The sequence below is a fragment of the Rothia sp. HMSC072E10 genome, assembly GCF_001813965.1.
Classification (GTDB): domain Bacteria; phylum Actinomycetota; class Actinomycetes; order Actinomycetales; family Micrococcaceae; genus Rothia; species Rothia mucilaginosa_A.
Genome location: NZ_KV814486.1, coordinates 362,768 through 384,200 on the forward strand (window position 1 = coordinate 362,768; position 21,433 = coordinate 384,200).

Sequence of the window (21,433 nt, forward strand, 5' to 3'; positions counted from 1 at the left end):
CCACGGTTGCTTCCGGCAGGGGTGCCACGGTGGGCGCGTCCGTCGGGTTTACACCAATGGTTGCTTCAGGCAGGGGCGCTACGGTCGGCGCGTTGGTGGGGTTCACGCCGACGGTTGCTTCAGGCAGGGGCGCCACGGTCGGTGCGTCGGTCGGGTTCACGCCGATGGTTGCCTCGGGCAGAGGAGCCACGGTGGGCGCGTCAGTGGGGTTTACACCAATGGTTGCTTCCGGCAGGGGTGCTACGGTGGGTGCATCCGTCGGGTTCACGCCCACAGTTGCTTCAGGCAGGGGCGCCACGGTCGGTGCGTCGGTCGGGTTCACGCCGATGGTTGCCTCGGGCAGAGGAGCCACGGTCGGTGCGTCGGTGGGGTTCACGCCCACGGTTGCTTCCGGCAGGGGTGCTACGGTGGGTGCGTCAGTGGGGTTCACGCCTACGGTTGCCTCGGGCAGGGGCGCCACCGTCGGAGCATAGGTCGGAACCGCAGACACCACGGGCTCCTGCGCGAAAAGCTCAAGAGGCTTCTGAGCATCAAACGAACCGTACTCGGCACCCTCAACGCCAGCAGCCATGGTGCCCACAATGTACTTGTGAGAGGTATTCAGCGTCGCCGCAACATCCGCCGGAACCTTCACCTCCGTCTCAAAAGCACCGTTGTGAATCTGCGATGCCGGTACCGTCACCTGAGCCGCGAAGCGCATACCCTGCTGGGGAAAACGACCGGGAACCCACACATTCGTGTCAGACACCACCACACGCACACCGTGCGGGGTCGCCTCACCCGTGTAGCCGGTACCGCGTACCTTCAGCACGGTTTCACCCTTGGTGTTCAGGCGCGGCGAATCCACCTGAAGAACCGGCGCGGCACTGTCCTTCACAACGTCCATGCGCAGCACCTTGCCGCCTGTATAACCATCAACGGTGATATTAGCGACGAAGCTGTAGTTCTTAGCCGGGTCAATCCATTCTCCCGGAACGTAATGGGTCGCAGTCGCCGTGCCATCCTTGAACGGGCCCGCAACGGGTACCGTCTGAATCGGGTTCAGCAACGGGAAACCCCTATGGTTTGCCTCATGCAAAGCCGGGGAAAAAGCAGTAGTTTTCGCGGGCAGATTCGTTGCCTTGAACGTAATCTTGTTCAGACGCAGGGCGGTCTTCAACTCACGGGTGTTGGTCTCAACCTTGTAGTTGTAGACCGTAATAACCGGCGGGTTAACCGGATTCGGGGTATTAGCCGCCGCAACAGACGGCAGAGCGCCCAGGCTCAAGGATGCGGCAAGAAGAACAGAAGCGCCGGCGCTACCGTAGCGGCGGGCACGAGAAGAGTTAGCCATCATGAAGTTCCTTCTACATGGGTGATTGAGTGATCCGCACTCTTCCTGTATCGCGCCAAGTCGAGTGCGTATACGGTACCGCGACATCGCGGTTAATTACACCGTAACACGCACCTAAACGCATGAACCGGACATAAGATAACTCGCCGAAATATTACATAAAACCAACGCCTGCAGGGCGCACAATAGGGCGGATGAATAAGACAAACACGCACAGCGCCGGGTGGAGGATACAGAAATGCTAGGGTAGAAAGATGCCCACGCAGAAGAACCCGCAGAACCGAGTAGAAGCAGCCCCGCCCGCCCCGCCCGCCGAACCCAACGCTATTGAGTACAGCGCTACTGAGCACAGCGCCATCGACAGCGTGCACCGCGTCGTCAACGTGTGCGCCGTAGCCATTCGCGACGAGCGGGGGTACGTACTCACCGTGCGCAAGCAGGGCAGCGACGGGTTCATGATGCCCGGCGGCAAACCCGAACCGGGGGAGACCCCGCTACAGACCGCCTGCCGTGAAGTGAACGAAGAAATCGGGCTCACCCCCGACCCCGTCCGGATGCGCTACCTCGGCACCCTGGAGGCCGCCGCGCTCAACGAGTCCGGTTTTACGGTACGCGCCGAAACCTTCGAGTACGCCCCCACCGACGAGCAGTATGAGCAGCTGGCTACGCTGGTGCCGCAGGCAGAAATTGCCGAGCTGCGCTGGGTCGATCCCGCCATGGCCCGCCCTTCAGATATCGCCGCGCAGGCACCGCTGAATACCGAGCAGATTTTCCCGCTGCTGGCGGCCACTCCGGTTCCGCGGGGCTAGCATATCGGCGGACCCGGCGGCCTAGAGCCCCCGTTTTATCCACAGGGCTACCCTGCACACATGAGGTACACAGGTACGTCCGGTACCCTCAACAACAGACAACCCATAGAAGGCGGGGCGCAACGCCGCGCACCCGCTGCACAACCCAAGGAGAACCATGAAGAAGACTGACTACAACCTCGCCGTCTACTGCGGCGCACGCTCCGGCAACGACCCGCTCTTCACCGAGCGCGCCCGCGAGCTCGGCACCCTCTGCGCTCGGAACAATATTGGCGTGGTCTACGGCGGCGGCCGCACCGGCCTGATGGGCACCGTCGCGGGCGCGACCCTGGATGCCGGCGGCGTGGTCTACGGCGTGGTCACCCACAAGCTGGTCGGTCTGGAGGGCGTCTACCCCGGCCAGACCACCCTCGACATTGTGGACACCATGCACCAGCGCAAAATCGCCATGATCGAGAAGGCCGACGCTTTCGTCGCCATGCCCGGCGGCCCCGGCACCCTGGAAGAGTTCTTCGAGGTGTTCAGCTGGCAGTTCCTCGACATCCACTCCAAGCCGGTTGCGCTGCTGAACGTGAGCGGCTACTGGGATAAGCTCATCGACGCGATGCACTACATGGCCTCCACCGGCCTGCTGAACGAGCGCTACCTGGACGAACTCATTATCGCGACCACTCCCGAGGAGCTGCTGGATGCGCTCGCCAAGGACCTAGAGCGCCGCGCCGCCACAAAGACCAACGCAGAAAGCTAAACTGCCATGGCCAATACCCTGCTACTGACCTACTTCGGACCGTTCCCCGGCGTGCCCGTCAACCCCACCGTGGCGCTCGCAGAAGGCGCCGTGCGGGCGCTGAATACCGCCCGCCCGGACCTGCGCGTCGTGGCCCGCGAGCTGCCCGTCAGCTACGACGGATCCAGTGCCGCACTGCGCGCCGCCCTGCAGGATGTGCAGCCCGACGCGCTCATCAGCCTGGGCGTGGCGGTTGGCCGCGACGTGGTGAGCCTCGAGCAGGTCGCTATCAACCTGGACTCCGCCGGTATTGAAGATAACGACGGCGACCGACGCTGCGATGAGCCGATCGCTCCGGACGGCCGGGAGGCGTACTTCTCCTCCCTGCCGGTGCGCGCCAGCTTTGAGCGTCTGCGTGCGGCGGGGGAACCCGTCGAGATCTCGTACACCGCCGGAACCTACGTGTGCAACCACGTGTTCTACGAGGGCCAGCGCATCAGCCGCGAACTGGGGCTGAGTATCCCCGCCGGATTCGTGCACGTGCCCGCAATCTGTGCTGATGGTGAAGAGGATGCCGACGGTGAAGAGGCGACCGAGGGCGTTGAGATGACCGCCCACCGCGACGCCGGTGGCGTGGTTCGCGACGAGCAGGGCATCCCGCAGCTGCCCGAATCCACCGTGGTGCGCATTATTGCTGAGGTCGCCTCCGACACCCTGCCCGCCGTGAACTAGCAGCACGGTATATAGCTAAGACCCGTATAACAAAACCGCCGGATAGCCTCCCAACTGGGAGACTATCCGGCGGTTTGTGTATCCTACGCCCGCAGGTTCTAAAACCCTCGAGCGTAAGTTTGAGTTACTACTTGGTGCGGTTCTTCAGGTAGTAGTCGATCAGCGAAGCGGTCGAAGAATCCTGACGCTCCAGAACCTCGCGGTCACCCTCGATAGCGGGAACCAGGTCCAGGGCCAGCTTCTTGCCCAGCTCAACACCCCACTGGTCGAAGGAATCGATGCCCCACACAACACCCTGAACGAAGGTGATGTGCTCGTACAGGGCAATCAGGGAGCCCAGAACGCGCGGGGTCAGGCGCGGTGCCATGATGGAGGTGGAGGGGCGGTTACCGCTGAAGATACGTGCGTTGACCACGTGCTCTGCGGTGCCCTCTGCGCGGACCTCTTCCTCGGTCTTGCCGAACGCCAGAGCCTGGGTCTGGGCGAAGAAGTTAGCCAGGAACAGCTCGTGAACGTCCTGCTCGCCGTCCTTGGTCGGGTGGACCGGGTTGGCGAAGGCCAGGAAGTCCGCGGGAATCAGGCGGGTGCCCTGGTGAATCAGCTGGTAGAAGGCGTGCTGGCCGTTGGTGCCGGGCTCGCCCCAGAACACTTCACCGGTTGCGTAGTTGACGAAGGAGCCGTCGGCGCGCACGGACTTGCCGTTGGACTCCATGGTCAGCTGCTGCAGGTATGCGGGGAAGCGGTGCAGGTACTGATCGTAGGGCAGAACCGCGTGGGTTTCAGCACCCAGGAAGTTCACGTTCCAGATGTTCAGCAGACCCATCAGAACGGGGACGTTCTTCTCGAAGGGAGCGGTGCGGAAGTGCTCATCCATAGCGTGGAAGCCGGCCAGGAAGTCAGCGAAGACCTTCGGGCCCAGCACGATAGCCAGGGAGGTGCCGATGGCGGAGTCCACGGAGTAGCGGCCGCCCACCCAATCCCAGAAGCCGAAAGCGTTCTCGGGGTCGATGCCGAATGCGGCAACCTTGTCGAGCGCGGTGGAGACAGCCACGAAGTGCTTTGCCACGGCCTCGGATGCTTCCTTACCGTCCAGAGCGCCAGCCTCGCGCAGGGAGGAGATGAGCCACTCGCGGGCCACGCGGGCGTTGGTCAGGGTCTCCAGGGTACCGAAGGTCTTGGAGGCGACAATGAACAGGGTGGTCTCGGGATCCAGGTCGGAGACCTTCTCGGCCACGTCGGTCGGGTCAATGTTGGAGATGAAGCGGGCGGTGATGCCTGCATCGGCGTAGGGCTTGAGAGCCTCGTACACCATGACCGGGCCCAGGTCGGAGCCACCGATACCGATGTTCACCACGGTCTCGATGCGCTTGCCGGTCACACCGGTCCACTCGCCGTTGCGCACGCGATCGGCGAAGGCGTAAATCTTCTTCAGTACGGCGTGCACATCGGCGTCTACGTCCTGGCCATCAACGGTCAGCGCGGGGGTGTAACCCTCGGGGCGGCGCAGGGCGGTGTGCAGCACGGCGCGGTCCTCGGTGACGTTAATGTGCTCACCGGAGAACATGGCCTCGCGAGCCTGCTCCAGCTTGACCTCTTCGGCGAGCTTGAGCAGCAGCTCAACGGTCTCGGAGGTAATCAGGTTCTTGGAAAGGTCAACGTGCAGCTCGTCAGCGGTGAAGCTGAACTTCTCGGCACGGGCGGGGTCGGCGGCAAACCACTCGCGCAGGTTCGGGGTGAGAGCCTTGTGGTGAGCGGACAGAGCCGACCAGGCAGAGGTGGTCGTGGGGTCAATAGAAGTAGTCATGCTTCCATTCTCTTATTTTCGGGAGCCGCTGTCACCTCTTTCGAGGGTGATGTGGGACGATACAGCGAAAAAATCGAAAATGGACACCCGGTGAGCCCGTTTGCACCTCGGTAGGCAATCTGTAGAGGTTGAAAAGAATGGTTTGGCTTGTCAGAGGCATATCTAGGGGATGGACGGATATACCTCAAGAAAATGGGAGATGCCCCACAAACATTGAACTTTCACTTTAAAAAACATTAGACCGGGCTGAATAATGCCTGGGATGCAGAAACACCTCGAGGATCACTCCCTCAACGCGTTCCCAGGCACTTTGTGAGATGCCCCGCCCGGTACGACTTTTGGGGCTGGGAACGATTTTCTACTCTCAAACACAACACTCAGGACAACACAACATAGCTTTTAACCAGGGGGTTCGTGTGCCCAAAAACGGCCAGAACCCTCCCTACGAGTCTTTCCTGGAAAGCCGCGGTTTCCGCCCCGAAATCCAGGGTCTGCGTGCTTTTGCAGTGCTCCTCGTCGTGGTTTACCACGTCTGGGTGGGCAAGGTTTCCGGCGGTGTGGACGTCTTCCTGTTCATTTCCACATTCCTGCTCTCGCTCTCCTTCATGCGGAAGATCAACGAGGGTAAGCCCCTCAATCTCCTCAACTACTGGACCCACGTGTTCACCCGTCTGCTACCCGCAGCTTCGGTCGTGATTCTGCTGACCCTCGCCGGTAGCCTCCTGGTGCTCTCGCCGACCGCCTGGAGCGCCCGCGCCGTGGATGCGCAGTCCTTCCCGGGCGAGCAGGGCGGGGGGAGCGTTACGAGACGGAGTAGCATTGGGACTATGCATGAATCAGCCCAGACCGCATCCGACCAGTCCCTCTACCTCGTCGTCTCCCGGTCAGGTGAAACCCTGACCAACCCGGACGGCACCGTGCACTACGTGCGCGTCCTGCCCCGCACCCTGGCCGAAGAAGGTGCCGTGCTGGGCCGCACCGTACTCCGACCGAACCCCGTTCTAGAGCCCGACCTCATCCCCGGGTTCAACGCGAGGGAAGGCGCGCGCGATGAGCACGCACCCGCAACGGCTGCTCCGGCGGCGGGCACCCCGACGGCAGAGGTGCACGCCCTCTACTGCGAGGACGACGCGCTTCAGGCCGTCGCCGCAGAACTCAACGCCGCCGAACCGAACAGTCAGGAGGGACCCGTGCAGGCCTCCTCCAGCGGCTTCCGCTACTACCCGGTGCACCGCGATCCGCTCGGCCGCGCCCGCTACGCCGCGGCCCTGGCCCGCCGCGACTACCTCATCGAAATGCGGTACTCCGCCTACACCGGTGAAGAAGCCCCCATCGGCCGCAAGGGAATCCGCCGCACCGCATCCGGCGAAATGGTCTTTCCCCGCATCGAACCGGCAGTCATGGGCCTGGTCATGAGCCGCGACAGCGAACGCGTGCTCCTGGCCAATAACCGCCAGTGGCACCCCAACCGTTTCGCACTCATCGCCGGGTTCGTCGACCCGGGCGAAAACCTCGAGGATGCCATCGCCCGCGAGGTCTACGAAGAGACCGGCCTGCGCGCGGAACGCAGCGAGTACCGCATGAGCGATGTGTGGCCCTTCCCGCGCTCGCTCATGATCTGCTACCGGGTGACCGTGGACGAGAACGAGCCCATCGTTCACCACGACGGTGAAATTCGAGCCGCCCGCTGGTTTACCGCCGAGCAGCTGCGCGAGGCGATCGCCATCTCGGAGGAACGCGGCAATAGCGGGCAGGACGACCCCGCCAAGCTTGAGCTGCCCGGCACCAACGCCGTGGCCCGTCGTATGCTGGATGACTGGCTCGCAGAAAAGCCCTAGTGCTACACTGGTAGCTAAGCCCAACGGAGGGGGGTCCCTTTTGCCGTGCCCGCATACAGCGGAGTTTCACACCCGAAGGTACAGTCGGCAGAAGCGAACAAGGCAGGTTTCTCCAGCTGAGGATTGCCTCCTGCACCCCCGCGCCCGGAGCGCATCAGCCGTTGGCAGGACTATCCCCTAGATTTAAGCGAGAAACTTTACGCATGTCTGAAAACACCGCTTCGCGCCCCGACCTTCGTAATGTGGCCATCGTGGCACACGTTGACCACGGTAAGACCACCATCGTCGACGCGATGCTGCAGCAGACCCACGCCTTCTCTGACCACGCAGATGTTGAAGACCGAGTCATGGACTCCGGCGACCTCGAACGCGAAAAGGGCATTACCATTCTGGCGAAGAACACCACCGTGTTCTACAACGGCCCCTCTGCTAACGGCGAGACCATCACCATCAACGTGGTCGACACCCCCGGCCACGCCGACTTCGGTGGCGAGGTGGAGCGCGGCCTGTCCATGGTTGACGGCGTTGTGCTGCTCGTGGACGCTTCCGAGGGCCCGCTGCCCCAGACCCGCTTCGTGCTGCGTAAGGCACTGGCCGCCAAGCTTCCCGTGATCCTCGTGGTCAACAAGGTGGACCGCCCCGACTCCCGCATCGACGAGGTCGTGAGCGAGTCCATGGACCTGCTGCTCGGCCTGGCATCCGACCTGGCGGACGAGGTTCCCGACCTGGACCTGGACGCTGTGCTGAACGTTCCGGTGGTGTACGCATCCGGTAAGGCTGGCGCCGCCTCCCTGAACCAGCCCGCCGACGGCCAGCTGCCCGACAACGACGACCTCGAGCCGCTGTTCAAGACCATCATCGAGCATGTGCCCGCCCCCACCTACGACCCCAACGAGGTTCTGCAGGCACACGTGACCAACCTGGACTCCTCCCCGTTCCTGGGCCGTCTGGCACTGGTCCGCATCTTCAACGGCACCCTGAAGAAGGGCCAGACCGTCGCCTGGGCACGCCACGACGGCGAGATCAAGAACGTCCGCATCTCCGAGCTGCTGGCCACCAAGGCGCTGGACCGCGTTCCCGCCGAGTCCGCCGGCCCCGGCGAGATTGTCGCGGTTGCGGGTATCGAGGACATCACCATCGGTGAGACCCTGACCGACGCCGAGAACCCCAAGCCCCTGCCGCTAATCAAGGTGGACGACCCCGCGATCTCCATGACCATCGGTATCAACACCTCCCCGCTGGCCGGCCGCGTCAAGGGCGCAAAGGTCACCGCGCGTCAGGTGAAGGACCGCCTGGACCGCGAGCTCATCGGTAACGTGTCCATCAAGGTTCTGCCCACCCAGCGTCCGGACGCCTGGGAGGTTCAGGGCCGTGGCGAGCTCGCCCTGGCAATCCTCGTGGAGCAGATGCGCCGCGAGGGCTTCGAGCTGACCGTGGGTAAGCCCCAGGTGGTCACCAAGACCATCGACGGCAAGGTGTATGAGCCCATGGAGCACATGATCATCGACGTGCCCGAGGAGTACCTGGGCGCCGTCACCCAGCTGATGGCATCTCGTAAGGGCCGCATGGAGAACATGGCAAACCACGGTACCGGTTGGGTCCGTATGGAGTTCGCCGTTCCCGCCCGTGGCCTGATTGGCTTCCGCACCCAGTTCCTGACCGAGACCCGCGGTGCCGGCATTTCCTCCTCGTACTCGATTGATCCCGAGCCCTGGGCCGGCGAGATTGAGTACCGCACCAACGGTTCGCTGATTGCTGACCGCGCCGGCGTGGTGACCCCCTACGCGATGATCAACCTGCAGGAGCGCGGCACCTTCTTCGTGGAGCCCACCTCCGAGGTGTACGAGGGCATGATCGTGGGTATGAACTCCCGTGCCGACGACATGGAAGTGAACATCACCAAGGAAAAGAAGCTGACCAACATGCGTTCTTCGACCGCGGACAACTTCGAAAACCTGACCCCGCCGAAGAAGCTGACCCTCGAGGAATCCCTCGAATTCGCCCGCGAGGACGAGTGCGTTGAGGTGACCCCCGAGGCCATCCGTATCCGCAAGGTCATCCTTGACTCCAACGAGCGTGTGCGCGAGTTCCGCCGCCGCGCCCGCGCCAACTAATTGCGCTGACGGTACGACCATCGGGCCGTAGCGTTTCGAAGAGCCGCCGCCACCTTCCGGAAGGAAGAGGGCGGCGGCTCTGCGTATTCGGGCAGGTCGGGGAGCGAAACCGGGACCGCTCAATACTGAGGTGAGCCTGCCCCCGCCGCCGTGTAAGATAAGACCGTGTGCTGAGACAGCGTGCACCCCCGCAGACGCCCTGCGCGCGGGGTGAGGCGTGAGCCCCAGAGGCACATCCCAGTCCGTGCGTTATGAGAGGGAATTCCCGTGTCCGCATCCGACAACAGCCTGCAGGAAGCCGAGCAGCAGAAGCCGCAGGAAGCCGCGACCCCCAGCTACCCCACGCAGGGTGAGCGCATCGCATCCGGGGCCAAGCGCGACCTGCTGCCCACAAACTACGATTCGGAGCAGGCGCGCATCCTCTTCGTGCATGCTCACCCCGACGACGAGACCTCCTCGACCGGCGCGACGATGGCATACTACGCGCAGAAGGGCGCCGAGGTGTACCTCATCACCGCAACCCGCGGTGAGCTGGGCGAGGTCATCCCGCCGCAGCTACAGCACCTGGAAGTCGGTAAGCCCGGATGCACCGACAACGGCGAAGCGCTGGGGGAGTACCGCGTGGGCGAGTTGAACGGTGCCCTCGAGGCCCTGGGCGTGCACCGCCACCTCTTCCTCGGTCAGGAGCCGGCCACCGCCGAGGGCGTGCCGGCCCTCTACCGCGACTCCGGCATGGCCTGGGGCCCGAACGGTAAGCCCATCGCCAACCCCGTCTCGAGCGATGCCTCGCTGACCGCCCAGCCCCTCGAACCGCAGGCGCAGGCCCTGGTCGCCGCAATTCACGAGATTCAGCCGGATGTGCTGGTCACCTACGACGCCGACGGCGGCTACGGTCACCCCGACCACGTGCGCGTGCACCAAATCGTGAAGCGTGCCCTAGAGATTCTGGGGGATGACGAGGACCGACCGCTGCTTACCTGGGGCATTGAGGGCGAGTACAACCCCGAGGACACCCGCGTGCAGGCCGCTATCTTTGGCGACGGCACCGCCAAGCGAAAGGCTATGGAGGCGCACCGCACCCAGATTACGGTGCTGGACGATAAGACCTTCGAGTACTCGAATAAGGTGCCGCAGAAGATTTCTGCCGTTGAGACCTACCGCGTGCTCGACGGCGACCCCACCCGCACGGTCAACCCGAAGCCGCAGGAGGCGGGGCTCGTCTCCACGGTGCTGACCGGCGTGATTCTGGGCACCGTGGCGGCCGTCGCCGGTTCCATCTACCACGCCTGGGTTGTGTACGCAGGCGATGTTGCCCTGCCCGTGGGCTTGCTTATCGCGTACCTGACGATTTTCTTCGCCTCCCTGTGGAGCGCGCTTGCCCTGCGCCGCGGCATGACGGCGGCTATCGTGGGTGCTGTGGCCTTCGTGACCGTGTACTGGCTGGCCTACGGCCGCCCTGACTCGCCCTTCGTGCTCGTTAACCCGGGGCACTCGGCCATCGGCCTGTACGGTGCGCTGTGGTGGTTCGGCGCGCCGGTGGCGGCGATGCTGGGTATGTTCGCGTACACGCGCAACCGGGTGAAGGATGCGCGCTACTTCTCGGCCCGTTCGGCGCATCAGCGTGCGCGTGCCAAGGCCGAGGGTCGGGATAAATAGCGAAGAAAAAGTATGCGTTATTGCGTGTTTTTCCTCGGTGGGAAAAAGGGTTGTGCCCACCCACAAATTAATGTGACGAAGATTTCATTTATATAATTTGGGTATTTTTATAATTCACTGACTAGGTGAAATAATGAACGGCGGCAGGGCAGGCTTGCCTAAAAAATAGGCCCCCGCCCGCCGCCGTTCGCTGTCTAATACACCACGAAAATACGATAAAACACCGAGCGCGCGATAGACTATACAAAGACTTCCCCGCCGAGCACCACACGCTCGGCGGTTTACTCTGCAGACCCTGCCCTGGAGAAGGCGACCCGCAGACCGGCGGGCACAGGGCGCACAGCATCGAGAAAGGCACCGACCCATGACCTACGTTATCGCGCTTCCCTGCGTGGACGTCAAAGACCGCGCCTGCGTTGAAGAATGCCCCGTGGACTGCATCTACGAAGGTGACCGCACCCTGTACATCCACCCCGACGAGTGCGTGGACTGCGGCGCCTGCGAGCCCGTCTGCCCCGTCGAGGCCATCTACTACGAAGACGACGTTCCCGAAGAGTGGAGCGAATACGTGAGCGCCAACGCCGACTTCTTCGACGACCTGGGTTCCCCCGGCGGCGCCGCAAAGCTCGGTCCCACCGGCAAGGACGTGCCTTTCATCGCGGCACTGCCCCCGCAGAGCAACTAACCCCATACCTGAAGCAGTCGCGCCCGCAGAGTAATTGCGCGAGTGACCGGATGCACGAGCCCCCACCCCGGCCGATGCGCACCGCACGCGGTGCGCCCCTGGACAAGCTGTCTATGCGCTGGGATGGGGGCTCTTCCTCTAGTCAGCCCCGAAGCCCGGGCGATAGACTGGAGTGACGAAAAATCCCCAAGCGACCAGGTGACACAATGACTTACGGCCTGAACCTGCCCGAATACCCCTGGGAGGCGCTCGCCCCCTACCGCGCCACCGCCGCGGCTCACCCCGACGGCCCGGTGGACCTGTCCATCGGCACCCCCGTGGACCCCACCCCCGAGCTCATCCGCAACGCGCTCGCCGAGGCATCCGACGCCCACGGCTACCCGACCACCCACGGCACCCCCGCCCTGCGCGAGGCCATCGCCGAATGGTTTGAGCGCCGCCGCGGCGTGAAGGGCCTGGACCCGCAGGCCATCATGCCCACGATCGGCTCGAAGGAGCTCGTAGCCTGGCTGCCCTTCCTGCTGGGCCTGGGCCCCGGCGACGTGGTCGTGTACCCGCGCATCGCCTACCCCACCTACGATATGGGTGCCCGCTTCGCCCGCGCCGAATCCGTGCCCGCCGACAGCCTGGGCGAGCTGGACGCCGACACCCGCAGCCGCGTGAAGCTGATCTGGGTGAACTCCCCGGCCAACCCGAACGGCACGGTCCGCACCGTGGAGCAGCTGCGCGAAATCGTCGCGCAGGCCCGCGAAATCGGTGCCGTGGTGGCCTCTGACGAGTGCTACGCGGAGCTCGGCTGGGGCGCCTGGGACGAGGCCCGCGGCGGTAAGCCTGTGCCCTCCATCCTGGATTCGCGAGTGTGCGACGGCGACTTCACCGGCCTGCTGGCCGTCTACTCGCTGTCCAAGCAGTCGAACCTGGCCGGCTACCGCGCCGCCTTCGTGGCCGGCGCCCCCGAGCTCATGCCGAACATTATCAACAGCCGCAAGCACGCCGGCATGATCGTGCCCGCGCCCGTGCAGGCCGCCATGATTGCCGCCCTGGGCGATGAGGCGCACGTTGCGGCGCAGAAGGACCGCTACCGTGCCCGCCGCGAGGTGCTGGAGGACGCCATAACCGCCGCCGGCGGACGCATCGAGGGCTCCGAGGCGGGCCTGTACCTGTGGACCACCTTCGGCGAGTCCACCTGGGACTCCATCGGCCGCCTGGCCGAGCTGGGCATCATTGCCGGACCCGGCGTGTTCTACGGCGAGGACGGCGAGGGCTACGTGCGCATCGCCCTGACCGCCTCCGACGAGGCCGTGGCCAAGGCCGCCGAGCGTCTGAAGGCCTCCGCGGCTAAGTAGACTGGCCGGCCCATCCGCGCGGCGTTACCGAGCCTCTCGCCGGGGACCTAACCTGCATAGCAGAGAAGCCCCCGCACCCTCCCGAAAGGGGAGTGCGGGGGCTTTGCTGTACCTCGGCCGTGGCTACTTGCGGTCGCCGGGGAGCACGAACATCTGAACGGTCGGCGGGTTCGGGTTATCCAGAGCGTCCGGAATCAGGTTTCGGGTCACCTTCGCGGAGGTGCGCGACGCCAGCTTGTCCGTAATGCCGGTTGCTACAGCCGTCAGCACGAAGTTCACCGTCACGAAGAGTGCCGCCGCCAGAATCAGGGTCTGCAGTACGTTGCCGTCACCGGAACCGATGCGGCGCGCCGAGGCGAGCAGCTCCGGGTAGGATATGATGTAACCCAGGGCGGTATCCTTCAGAATCACCACGAACTGGCTGAGCATCGAGGGCATCATTGCGGTGAACGCCTGCGGAAGCAGGATCCGAATCAGCGTTTGGGTCGGGGTCAGACCAATCGCAAGACCCGCCTCGCCCTGACCGCGAGGAAGCTGCTTCACGCCCGAACGCAGCAGCTCAGCAATCACCGAACCGTTGTACAGGGTCAGACCAATGACCACGGCGATGAAGGGCAGCTGAGCAGGCGGAAGACCGCTGTACTTGCCCAAGAACAGCCAGAAGAAGATCATCATGATCAGCACGGGCACGGCGCGGAAGAACTCCACGACCACGGTGCCGAACCAGCGGATAACGCGGTACTGGGAGAGTCGAGCAATACCGAAGACCACACCGAACGCAACCGAGGTAACCACCGAAACCGCTGCCGCCGACAGGGTCGAGGCGAGGCCCGGCAGGTAGTAGGAGCTCCAGGCGCGGGCGGTGAACAGGTCGGTCCACTTCTCCGCCTCCAGCTGGCCCTTCTGGCCCATCACGGTCAGCACGTACACCGCGAAAATTGCGAAGACAACCAGGGCCGCAATGTTGAAGATGCGGGTGCGGCGCTGAGCCACGGGACCCGGCTCGTCAAAGAGAACCGACGAGGTCCCGCGGGTTTCGTTACTGATAAAGGGGTTTTTCATCGTTTCACCGCCAGCTTACGGGATGACCAGGTGGTCAACGCACCAATGGGAACAACAATGATGACGAAGCCCATCGCAAACATGATGAAGATAGCGAGCACCATGTTCGCGTCGAACTCAATCATGGATTTCATCAGCCCGGAGGCCTCAGCCACCGACGCGACCGAGGCGACAGTGCTGTTCTTCGTCAACGCAATCAGAGTATTGCCGAGCGGGGTAATGGCACCGCGTAGAGCCTGAGGGAAAATCACCAGGCCGGCGGTGTCGAAGAAGCCCAGACCAATAGCGCGGGCAGCTTCTGCCTGACCCTTCGGAACGGTGTTCACGCCCGAACGAATCGCCTCGCAGATAAACGCCGAATGGTAAATCGACAGGGCAATCACCGCGTACACGAAGAAGTTCGTGTCGAAATCGTGCGAGAAGGAGAGCTGGAACTGCGTCCACACACCCAAAATGGCGAAAGTCATCATGATGGTGAGCGGAGTATTACGGACAGTATGCACGTAGGCGGTGCCCACCCATCGCAGGGACGGGACGGGGCTGATGCGCATGAGCGCCAGCACGGTACCGAGAACGAACGAGCCAATGGCCGCCCAGAAGGTCAGCTCAATATTGGTCATGAAGGCGCCGACCACATCGTACTTGGACAGGAGGGTGCCGAGTTGGTCAAAGAATGACATTCGTGAACCTCTCTAGAGGCCTAGGCGCAGGAGGTGCCCAGGTGCGGCGGGTTGGTTTCGGTGTTGTAGTGGTAGCCTGTGCCTTCGGTGTACTTGGTGATGAGCTTCTCCCAGGTACCGTCGGCAACCATCTCGTTGATGGCGTTGTTCACGGCTTCGCACTTGTCGGTGCCCTTGGGCAGACCCACGCCGTAGCGTTCGGTGGTGAAGGGGGCACCAACCACCTTCAGCTTGCCCTTGTTCGCTTTGGTGGCTGCCAGACCGGCGAGGGTTATGTCGTCGGTGGTGACGGCGTCCACCACGCCGCCGTTGAGGGCGACCACGCAGTCGGAGTAGCTATTCTGCTTGACCAGGTTCACGTTCTTGGCGAACTTGTCCTGGACCTTCTTGGCGCTGGTGGAGCCGGTCACGGAGCAGAGGTTCTTGCCGTTGAGGTCGTCGGGGCCGTGAATATCGGTGTTATCGGCACGCACGAGCAGGTCCTGGCCCGCGGTGTAGTAGGGGCCGGCGAAGTCCACGGTCTTCTTACGGCTATCAGAGATGGAGTAGGTCGCAAAGATCATGTCTACCTGACCGGTATTGAGCATGTTTTCGCGGTTAGCGGCGGGGGATTCGACGAACTCAATCTGCTCTTCGGAGTAGCCGAGCTTACCGGCGACGTAGCGCGCCACCTCCACGTCGAAACCGGTGTAGGTGTTGCCGTCCTGGTAACCGAGGCCGGGCTGGTCTACTTTGATGCCGATGCGGATCTTGTGGTCGCTTTCTGCGCTGGAGCATCCTGCGAGAGTACCGGTGAGGGCGAGGGATGCTGCTGCGGCGAGTGCCGCCAGCTTGCGTGAATATTTTTGCATGTCGGTCCCTCTGCTTTAGTGGTTGATGATCTTGGAGAGGAAGTCCTTGGCGCGCTCGCTCTTCGGATTTGTGAAGAACTCGTCCGGGTGCGCCTCTTCGACGATCTCGCCGTCGGCAAGGAAGACGATGCGGTCTGCTGCCTTGCGGGCGAAGCCCATCTCGTGGGTCACCACGATCATGGTCATGCCTTCCCGTGCGAGGGAGACCATGGTGTCGAGCACTTCGTTGACCATTTCGGGGTCGAGCGCGCTGGTGGGTTCGTCGAAGAGCATGACCTTAGGTCTCATGGCGAGTGCGCGGGCGATGGCGACGCGCTGCTGCTGACCGCCGGAAAGCTCTGCGGGCATCTTGTGCACCTGGGAATCCACGCCGACCTTTGCGAGTAGCTTCATGGCCTCCGCTTCTGCCTCCGACTTGGAGATCTTGCGGATTCGGCGGGGTCCAAGGGTTACGTTATCGAGGATGTTCTTGTGCGCGAAGAGGTTGTAGGACTGGAACACCATGCCGACTTCCGCGCGGAGCTTGGCGAGGGCTCGGCCTTCTTCGGGTAGTTCTTGTCCGTCAATGGTGATGGATCCGCTGGTGATAGTTTCGAGGCGGTTGATGGTTCGGCAGAGGGTGGATTTGCCGGATCCGGAGGGGCCGAGGAGGACGACGACCTCACCTTTTCCCACGGAAAGATTGATGTTCTTCAGAACGTGGTTGGTGCCGTAGTACTTGTTGACGTTGGCGATTTCGATGAGGTTTTTCTGCGCTTCGGGAGCTGCCTGTGCGGACATGATGAACCCTTTCACGTGAGGTGCGTCTATGATGCGGGTTGTCTGTATGCTGAGTTTTCAGCTTACGCCTCATGCGGTTTCCTGTCTGCAAAATATTCACTTTACTGTGTAAGCAATGTGAATTTTTAAGCATGAATGCATAGTTATAGTATTTTTGACGTAAAAATATGGGTAAAAAACACCCCATCTTCACAAAAGGCTCTGACTAGGGAATATATTCTTCCCTATCTCTACTCACTCACGAGGTGTCAAACGCCTTTGGGGAGGTAGTCACGACTTGGTAAAAATTTCGAAAAAAGCGCAGAAAAGTGCCCGATAGGTGAGACAACACCTATCGGGCATCCTGTAACACCCCCGCAGGAGGGGCTAAAACTGTTTAGGCTTCGTAACCGTTGGGGTTATTCTTCTGCCAGTTCCAGTGGTCGCGAACCATGGTCTTGATATCACGGGTAGCGCTCCAACCCAGGTCAGCCAGGGCGGAGGAGGGGTCGGCGTACGAGACCGCAACGTCACCGGGGCGACGATCCACAATCTTGTACGGCAGCTCCTTACCGCACGCCTCCTCGAATGCGTGCAGAACCTGCAGAACCGAGTAGCCGTTACCGGTACCCAGGTTCCAGGTGTGCAGGCCGCCGTGCTCAGCAATGTAGTTCAGCGCCTTCAGGTGGCCGTCGGCCAGGTCGACCACGTGGATATAGTCGCGCACACCGGTACCGTCAACGGTCGGGTAGTCGTTGCCGAAGACGTTCAGGTGGTCGCGGCGACCCACTGCAACCTGGGCGATGAAGGGCACCAGGTTGTTCGGGATACCCGCCGGGTCCTCGCCGATACGGCCGGACTCGTGTGCACCAACGGGGTTGAAGTAGCGCAGCAGAGCAATGTTCCACTTGGAGTCGGAAGCGGCCAGGTCGACCAGCATGTCCTCGATGTGCTCCTTGGTACGGCCGTAGCAGGACTGCGCATCCATGTTCATCTTCTCGATGAGCGGCATGGACTCGGGCTCGCCGTACACGGTAGCGGAGGAGGAGAACACGATGGAGTGGCAGTCGGCCTCGTCCATGGCGTAGAGCAGGTTCAGGGTGCCGGCCACGTTGGTCTGGTAGTACCACAGCGGCTTCTCAGCGGACTCACCCACAGCCTTCAGACCCGCAAAGTGAATCACGGCGTCGGGGCGAACCTGCTTGAAGAGGGCCTTCATGCCCTCGAGGTCGAGCAGATCAACCTTGTGGAATTCGGGAGCGCGGCCGGCCAGCTCGGTGACGCGCTTGAGGGACTCTTCGGAGGAGTTGGCGAGGTTATCCATGACGACGACGTCGTGGCCTGCCTTGAGCAATTCAAGTACGGTGTGCGAGCCAATGTAGCCGGCACCGCCGGTAACGAGTACCTTCATGATGTCCTTTCGAGCAAAAATTCCGGCGTGAACCGGACGGAGCATGTGCTGTTGAGCTGTATCTAATGGTACAGGGGTCGAGGCAACAGAATGGTTTTATGCACTGTGCGCTTGTGCACTCCGGTGTGAGCACGTGGGAGGCGTTATTGAGGTGTGTCGCCACTCGCCCCCACCTCGCTGTATAGCTTGCGTCTAATCCCACCAGAAATACCACTGGCGGCTCTGGTGAATGAACTCCGTCAGCTGCTCAATATCTTCAAACACCTGGAACGGAAGATCGGAACAAAATGCGAATTGCTCGACCGCCAGATTCTTCGCCTCGACCGGGTCGGTGACGGGGCGTTCCACCAGAAACTCCAGGCAGTCAGCACCGTCAAGAGCCGCCGGGATGGCACCGTACTTTTTACGCCAATAGTGGGTGAACGCCAGCTGCGTTTGAGCGTCCGGGCAGTCATTCCAGCCGCCAAAGGGCAGGTACGCGGGAATATCGGCGGGGTCATCGGTCGGAACCTGTAGCAGAAGCATCTCGCCTTGATCCTCCTCATCCGCAAGCTCGTAGCGGAGCAGGGCAGAAAGAGTCGGGGCGTCATCTTCGGGCTCCTCATCGGGCAGAAAATCGGAGCTCATAAACTCGTCGACAAGCTCGTTGAGGTTGAAGTCGTCCGGGTCGTCCTCGCTAGTATCTTCGCCATCGCCGGCAACCCGGCGCAGCTGCTGGGCAATGGCGGCGCTACCGTACTCTTCGGCGGAGGCGGCACCCCGGGCGGTACGGTAACGCTGCAGGACGGCACGAGTGTAGGCGCTCACCTGCTCGGGGGTCAGAGTCTCAACATCGTCAATGATGTCGTGCTCAAGGGACACCGCAATGACCATGCTTTCAAGCACCGTATCGTTCAGGTTCAGGAAGAAGGGGACGAACCCCTCCGCGCGCCCCAGCTTAGCCAACTCATCGTAACGAGCCATGGCATCAGCAGCCGGAGCGCCCATTGGAATACGCTCGTGCGGGTAGGGGAAGAGGCGCGTAAAGTGCCGGTAGGTTTCGCTCATCGTCGACTCTGACTTAGGTGATTCGGGCATCTGAATTCCTCTCTGAACTGTGCAGGTGGTCAGTCATGGCGGGTGGGGTGTACCCGGTACTACCAGCCTAGCGAAAGCCCGAGCATCCCGCCCTGAAAACGGTCATCGTAGCCGCCGCGGATTCGCGCCCAGCCTGTAAGAGCGGCGGACGAGGGAACACCGGGCGCAGAAAAGGGGCCGGGATGCTTCACGCATCCCGACCCCTCAAGCCCGCAGGGGCGGCCGGCATTAGCCCAGGCTGGCCCAGACTAGTTCAGACCCAGCACTAGTTCAGGTGCAGTGCCTCGTTCAGCTCCACGGTGTTCTTCGCACGCGGCAGAACCTCAATCGCGCCGCTCAGCGAATTGCGGCGGAACAGCAGGTTCGACACGCCGGACAGCTCCGCAGCCTTCACCACGCGCGCCTCCTGACCGGGCAGCAGCACGCTCACGCGCGAACCGGCGGTCACGTACAGACCAGCCTCAACCACGCAGTCATCGCCCAGGGCAATACCGATACCGGACTCCGCGCCCAGCAGGGAACGCTCACCAATGGATACGCGCTTCTTGCCGCCGCCGGAGAGGGTACCCATCGTGGAGGCGCCGCCGCCCACATCCGAGCCGTCGCCCACCACAACGCCCTGAGAAATACGGCCCTCAACCATGGAGGTGCCCAGGGTACCGGCGTTGAAATTCACGAAGCCCTCGTGCATTACGGTCGTGCCGGAGGCCAGGTGCGCGCCCAGGCGCAGGCGATCGCCGTCGCCAATACGTACGCCGGCGGGAACCACGTAATCCACCAGGCGGGGGAACTTATCAATGTGGCTCACGCTCAGGTGGCCCAGCTTGCGCAGACCAATTGCGAGCTTCTGGAACTCGGCAGCGAGCACCGGGCCGTGGTTGGTCCACGCCACGTTCGCGAGGGTGCCGAACAGGCCGTCCAGGTTCAGCTCGTTAGGGCGAACCAGGGTGTGGGAGAGCAGGTGCAGACGCAGGTACGCGTCGAGTGCGTCTTCGGGGGCCTCATCCAGGTTGATGGAGGCGGTGCGCACCTCGGTGCGGGCATTGCGCGCCGGGTGCTCGGCGGCCAGTTCCTCCAGCTCGTCCGCGATGGACAGGTCGGGGGTTTGGGTGAGGGAGGGGGCGGGGAACCAGGCATCCAGGACGGTGCCGGCGTGCTCGCCAGAGACAACAACATTGACCAGTGCGACGCCGGAGGCGTAGCGGGGAGTGTTTTCAGACATGCACACCATTATATGGGCTGTAGCACACCGAGCATCAGGATCGTCGGCGTTCGTCTCACGAACAGATGCGCGCGCCCCGGGATGCTGGGCGCCCCCAGCCTGTATCGTGGAGGGATGACTGTGAATCACCACGCACCCCTGGACCTGAACGTATCCATGCCCGAGCTGACCCGCGCCCTGCTCGACTACGAATCGGTATCCGACCACGAGAAGGACCTGGCCGATGCCGTGTACGCGGCGCTCGCGGCCTACCCGCACCTGCATCTGACCCGCGACGGGGACGCCATTATTGCCCGCACCGAATTCCCGCCGATGCCCGGTGAAGAGGGGGAGCGCACCCGCATTATCCTGGCCGGTCACCTGGACACCGTGCCCCTGCCCACCGTCGAGGGTTCCCTCGGCACCGTGCCGGCAACCGTCCGCGAGGAAGACGGCGAGTACGTGCTCTACGGACGCGGCGCGACCGATATGAAGGGTGGCGTGGCCGTCCAGCTGAAGCTTGCCGCCGAGCTGACCGCGCGGGACACCGACTACAACCTGACCTGCATCTTCTACGACCACGAGGAGGTCGCGAGTGAGCTCTCCGGCCTGGCGCGCCTGATCCGTAACCACGGCGAGCTCATCACCGACGCCGACTTCGGTGTGCTACTCGAACCGACCAACGGCACGATTGAGGGCGGCTGCAACGGCACCATGCGTTTCTTCGTGCGCACCCGCGGCCTGGCCGCCCACTCGGGCCGGGCCTGGCGCGGCGAGAACGCAATCCACGCCCTGGCGCCCGCGCTGGCGGCGCTCGCCTCCTACGAGCCGAAGACCATCGCCGTGGAGGGGCTGGACTACCGCGAGGGCCTGAACGCGGTGCAGATCTCTGGCGGCGTGGCCGGCAACGTGATTCCCGACGCGGCGGCAATGCACGTGAATTATCGTTTCGCCCCCGATAAGACCCTGGACGAGGCGGTCGCCCACGTGCGTGAGGTCTTCGCCGGTTACGAGCTGGATTTTGTGGATCTTTCCCCGGCGGCCCGACCCGGTCTGGACACCCCGCTGGCCGCCTCCCTGATTGAGGCGGTGGGGCAGGAGCCCCAGCCGAAGTACGGTTGGACGGACGTGGCGCGCCTGAGTGAAATCGGAATCCCGGCCGTGAACTTCGGCCCCGGTGACGCCCTGCTGGCCCATACCGACAACGAGCACGTACGCTTCAGCCAGCTGACCCGCTGCCACGCGGACCTGCGCGCCTGGCTGCTCAGCGACCGCGACGACGAGGACTAGGAGGAGGGCTAGGAGGCGCTTCCCGGCCCGGTTGCGTGCCGAACGGCGGCATGGGCCC

General features: G+C 63.0%; 18 protein-coding genes and 1 pseudogene. 10 read left to right on the top strand and 9 right to left on the bottom strand.

Annotation, left to right across the window (positions count from 1 at the left end):
* A partial coding sequence (locus HMPREF2944_RS03220) for a hypothetical protein (RefSeq protein WP_246826240.1) occupies positions 1-1,333 on the bottom strand: 1,333 nt, incomplete at its 3' end.
* Positions 1,334-1,587: 254 nt separating this feature from the next.
* Between HMPREF2944_RS03220 and HMPREF2944_RS03225 the strand changes: the two genes are divergently transcribed.
* The 3 genes from HMPREF2944_RS03225 (at position 1,588) to HMPREF2944_RS03235 (ending at position 3,601) form a co-directional block, all read left to right on the top strand.
* Entirely contained in the window at positions 1,588-2,142 is a 555-nt protein-coding gene (locus HMPREF2944_RS03225; RefSeq protein WP_083313057.1) for an NUDIX hydrolase, read from the top strand.
* Between the two features lie 157 nt (positions 2,143-2,299).
* Entirely contained in the window at positions 2,300-2,890 is a 591-nt protein-coding gene (locus HMPREF2944_RS03230; protein ID WP_049332063.1) for an LOG family protein, read from the top strand.
* 6 nt (positions 2,891-2,896) lie between these two features.
* Positions 2,897-3,601, top strand: coding sequence for a pyroglutamyl-peptidase I (locus tag HMPREF2944_RS03235; RefSeq protein WP_070680373.1), 705 nt, complete (start codon positions 2,897-2,899; stop codon positions 3,599-3,601).
* 127 nt (positions 3,602-3,728) lie between these two features.
* Here HMPREF2944_RS03235 and pgi read toward each other — a convergent pair whose 3' ends face one another.
* The gene (gene pgi / locus HMPREF2944_RS03240; protein ID WP_070680376.1) at positions 3,729-5,405 is read right to left on the bottom strand and encodes a glucose-6-phosphate isomerase; all 1,677 of its coding nucleotides are present in this window, start codon (positions 5,403-5,405) and stop codon (positions 3,729-3,731) included.
* A 317-nt stretch (positions 5,406-5,722) separates the two neighbouring features.
* Between pgi and HMPREF2944_RS08980 the strand changes: the two are divergent.
* From HMPREF2944_RS08980 to dapC, 6 genes and pseudogenes are all read left to right on the top strand, one after another.
* Positions 5,723-6,178 (top strand): annotated as a pseudogene (locus HMPREF2944_RS08980) (acyltransferase family protein); the annotation flags it as partial.
* Positions 6,164-7,243 (top strand): NAD(+) diphosphatase, encoded by a 1,080-nt coding sequence (locus tag HMPREF2944_RS03245; protein ID WP_246826244.1) that lies wholly within the window; start codon positions 6,164-6,166, stop codon positions 7,241-7,243. The pseudogene HMPREF2944_RS08980 and the gene HMPREF2944_RS03245, both read left to right, overlap by 15 nt.
* A 203-nt stretch (positions 7,244-7,446) precedes the next feature.
* Entirely contained in the window at positions 7,447-9,357 is a 1,911-nt protein-coding gene (gene typA, locus HMPREF2944_RS03250) for a translational GTPase TypA (protein WP_070680379.1), read from the top strand.
* A gap of 267 nt (positions 9,358-9,624) precedes the next feature.
* Positions 9,625-11,013: a PIG-L family deacetylase gene (locus tag HMPREF2944_RS03255; protein WP_246826241.1), complete on the top strand. Its 1,389-nt coding sequence runs from the start codon at positions 9,625-9,627 to the stop codon at positions 11,011-11,013.
* 364 nt (positions 11,014-11,377) lie between these two features.
* Positions 11,378-11,698 carry a ferredoxin gene (gene fdxA / locus HMPREF2944_RS03260; protein WP_049332074.1) on the top strand — a complete coding sequence of 107 codons (321 nt, stop codon included), beginning with the start codon at positions 11,378-11,380 and terminating at the stop codon, positions 11,696-11,698.
* Positions 11,699-11,904: 206 nt separating this feature from the next.
* A complete protein-coding gene (gene dapC / locus HMPREF2944_RS03265) occupies positions 11,905-13,044 on the top strand; it encodes a succinyldiaminopimelate transaminase (protein WP_070680384.1) in 1,140 nt (379 codons plus the stop codon).
* Positions 13,045-13,167: 123 nt separating this feature from the next.
* Here the strand turns inward: dapC and HMPREF2944_RS03270 are convergent, their stop codons facing one another.
* From HMPREF2944_RS03270 to dapD, 7 genes are all read right to left on the bottom strand, one after another.
* Complete coding sequence (locus HMPREF2944_RS03270; protein ID WP_070680387.1) at positions 13,168-14,106, bottom strand: amino acid ABC transporter permease; 939 nt, start codon at positions 14,104-14,106, stop codon at positions 13,168-13,170.
* Positions 14,103-14,786: an amino acid ABC transporter permease gene (locus HMPREF2944_RS03275; protein WP_070680389.1), complete on the bottom strand. Its 684-nt coding sequence runs from the start codon at positions 14,784-14,786 to the stop codon at positions 14,103-14,105. Before HMPREF2944_RS03275 ends, HMPREF2944_RS03270 begins: the two co-directional genes overlap by 4 nt.
* A gap of 20 nt (positions 14,787-14,806) precedes the next feature.
* Positions 14,807-15,637: a glutamate ABC transporter substrate-binding protein gene (locus HMPREF2944_RS03280; protein WP_070680394.1), complete on the bottom strand. Its 831-nt coding sequence runs from the start codon at positions 15,635-15,637 to the stop codon at positions 14,807-14,809.
* A gap of 15 nt (positions 15,638-15,652) precedes the next feature.
* A complete protein-coding gene (locus HMPREF2944_RS03285) occupies positions 15,653-16,417 on the bottom strand; it encodes an amino acid ABC transporter ATP-binding protein (protein WP_070680396.1) in 765 nt (254 codons plus the stop codon).
* Positions 16,418-16,793: 376 nt separating this feature from the next.
* Positions 16,794-17,807 (bottom strand): UDP-glucose 4-epimerase GalE, encoded by a 1,014-nt coding sequence (galE, locus tag HMPREF2944_RS03290; RefSeq protein WP_070604114.1) that lies wholly within the window; start codon positions 17,805-17,807, stop codon positions 16,794-16,796.
* 192 nt (positions 17,808-17,999) lie between these two features.
* Entirely contained in the window at positions 18,000-18,884 is an 885-nt protein-coding gene (locus HMPREF2944_RS03295; RefSeq protein ID WP_070680399.1) for a DUF4253 domain-containing protein, read from the bottom strand.
* Positions 18,885-19,149: 265 nt separating this feature from the next.
* Positions 19,150-20,115 carry a 2,3,4,5-tetrahydropyridine-2,6-dicarboxylate N-succinyltransferase gene (dapD, locus tag HMPREF2944_RS03300; RefSeq protein ID WP_049343895.1) on the bottom strand — a complete coding sequence of 322 codons (966 nt, stop codon included), beginning with the start codon at positions 20,113-20,115 and terminating at the stop codon, positions 19,150-19,152.
* Between the two features lie 105 nt (positions 20,116-20,220).
* On the opposite strand from dapD, the gene dapE reads away from it, so the two are divergent.
* Positions 20,221-21,375: a succinyl-diaminopimelate desuccinylase gene (dapE, locus tag HMPREF2944_RS03305; protein ID WP_070680405.1), complete on the top strand. Its 1,155-nt coding sequence runs from the start codon at positions 20,221-20,223 to the stop codon at positions 21,373-21,375.
* Positions 21,376-21,433: the final 58 nt, after the last annotated feature.

What these genes read in the sequence shown, in the direction of transcription:
- HMPREF2944_RS03230 (WP_049332063.1), top strand. Translation starts at nt 2,300, where the DNA reads ATGAAGAAGACTGACTACAACCTCGCCGTCTACTGCGGCGCACGCTCC.
- fdxA (WP_049332074.1), top strand. Translation starts at nt 11,378, where the DNA reads ATGACCTACGTTATCGCGCTTCCCTGCGTGGACGTCAAAGACCGCGCC.
- HMPREF2944_RS03295 (WP_070680399.1), bottom strand. Translation starts at nt 18,884, where the DNA reads ATGCCCGAATCACCTAAGTCAGAGTCGACGATGAGCGAAACCTACCGG.
- dapD (WP_049343895.1), bottom strand. Translation starts at nt 20,115, where the DNA reads ATGGTGTGCATGTCTGAAAACACTCCCCGCTACGCCTCCGGCGTCGCA.
- dapC (WP_070680384.1), top strand. Translation starts at nt 11,905, where the DNA reads ATGACTTACGGCCTGAACCTGCCCGAATACCCCTGGGAGGCGCTCGCC.
- dapE (WP_070680405.1), top strand. Translation starts at nt 20,221, where the DNA reads ATGACTGTGAATCACCACGCACCCCTGGACCTGAACGTATCCATGCCC.
- typA (WP_070680379.1), top strand. Translation starts at nt 7,447, where the DNA reads ATGTCTGAAAACACCGCTTCGCGCCCCGACCTTCGTAATGTGGCCATC.
- HMPREF2944_RS03275 (WP_070680389.1), bottom strand. Translation starts at nt 14,786, where the DNA reads ATGTCATTCTTTGACCAACTCGGCACCCTCCTGTCCAAGTACGATGTG.
- HMPREF2944_RS03280 (WP_070680394.1), bottom strand. Translation starts at nt 15,637, where the DNA reads ATGCAAAAATATTCACGCAAGCTGGCGGCACTCGCCGCAGCAGCATCC.
- HMPREF2944_RS03285 (WP_070680396.1), bottom strand. Translation starts at nt 16,417, where the DNA reads ATGTCCGCACAGGCAGCTCCCGAAGCGCAGAAAAACCTCATCGAAATC.
- HMPREF2944_RS03270 (WP_070680387.1), bottom strand. Translation starts at nt 14,106, where the DNA reads ATGAAAAACCCCTTTATCAGTAACGAAACCCGCGGGACCTCGTCGGTT.
- HMPREF2944_RS03235 (WP_070680373.1), top strand. Translation starts at nt 2,897, where the DNA reads ATGGCCAATACCCTGCTACTGACCTACTTCGGACCGTTCCCCGGCGTG.
- galE (WP_070604114.1), bottom strand. Translation starts at nt 17,807, where the DNA reads ATGAAGGTACTCGTTACCGGCGGTGCCGGCTACATTGGCTCGCACACC.
- HMPREF2944_RS03225 (WP_083313057.1), top strand. Translation starts at nt 1,588, where the DNA reads ATGCCCACGCAGAAGAACCCGCAGAACCGAGTAGAAGCAGCCCCGCCC.
- pgi (WP_070680376.1), bottom strand. Translation starts at nt 5,405, where the DNA reads ATGACTACTTCTATTGACCCCACGACCACCTCTGCCTGGTCGGCTCTG.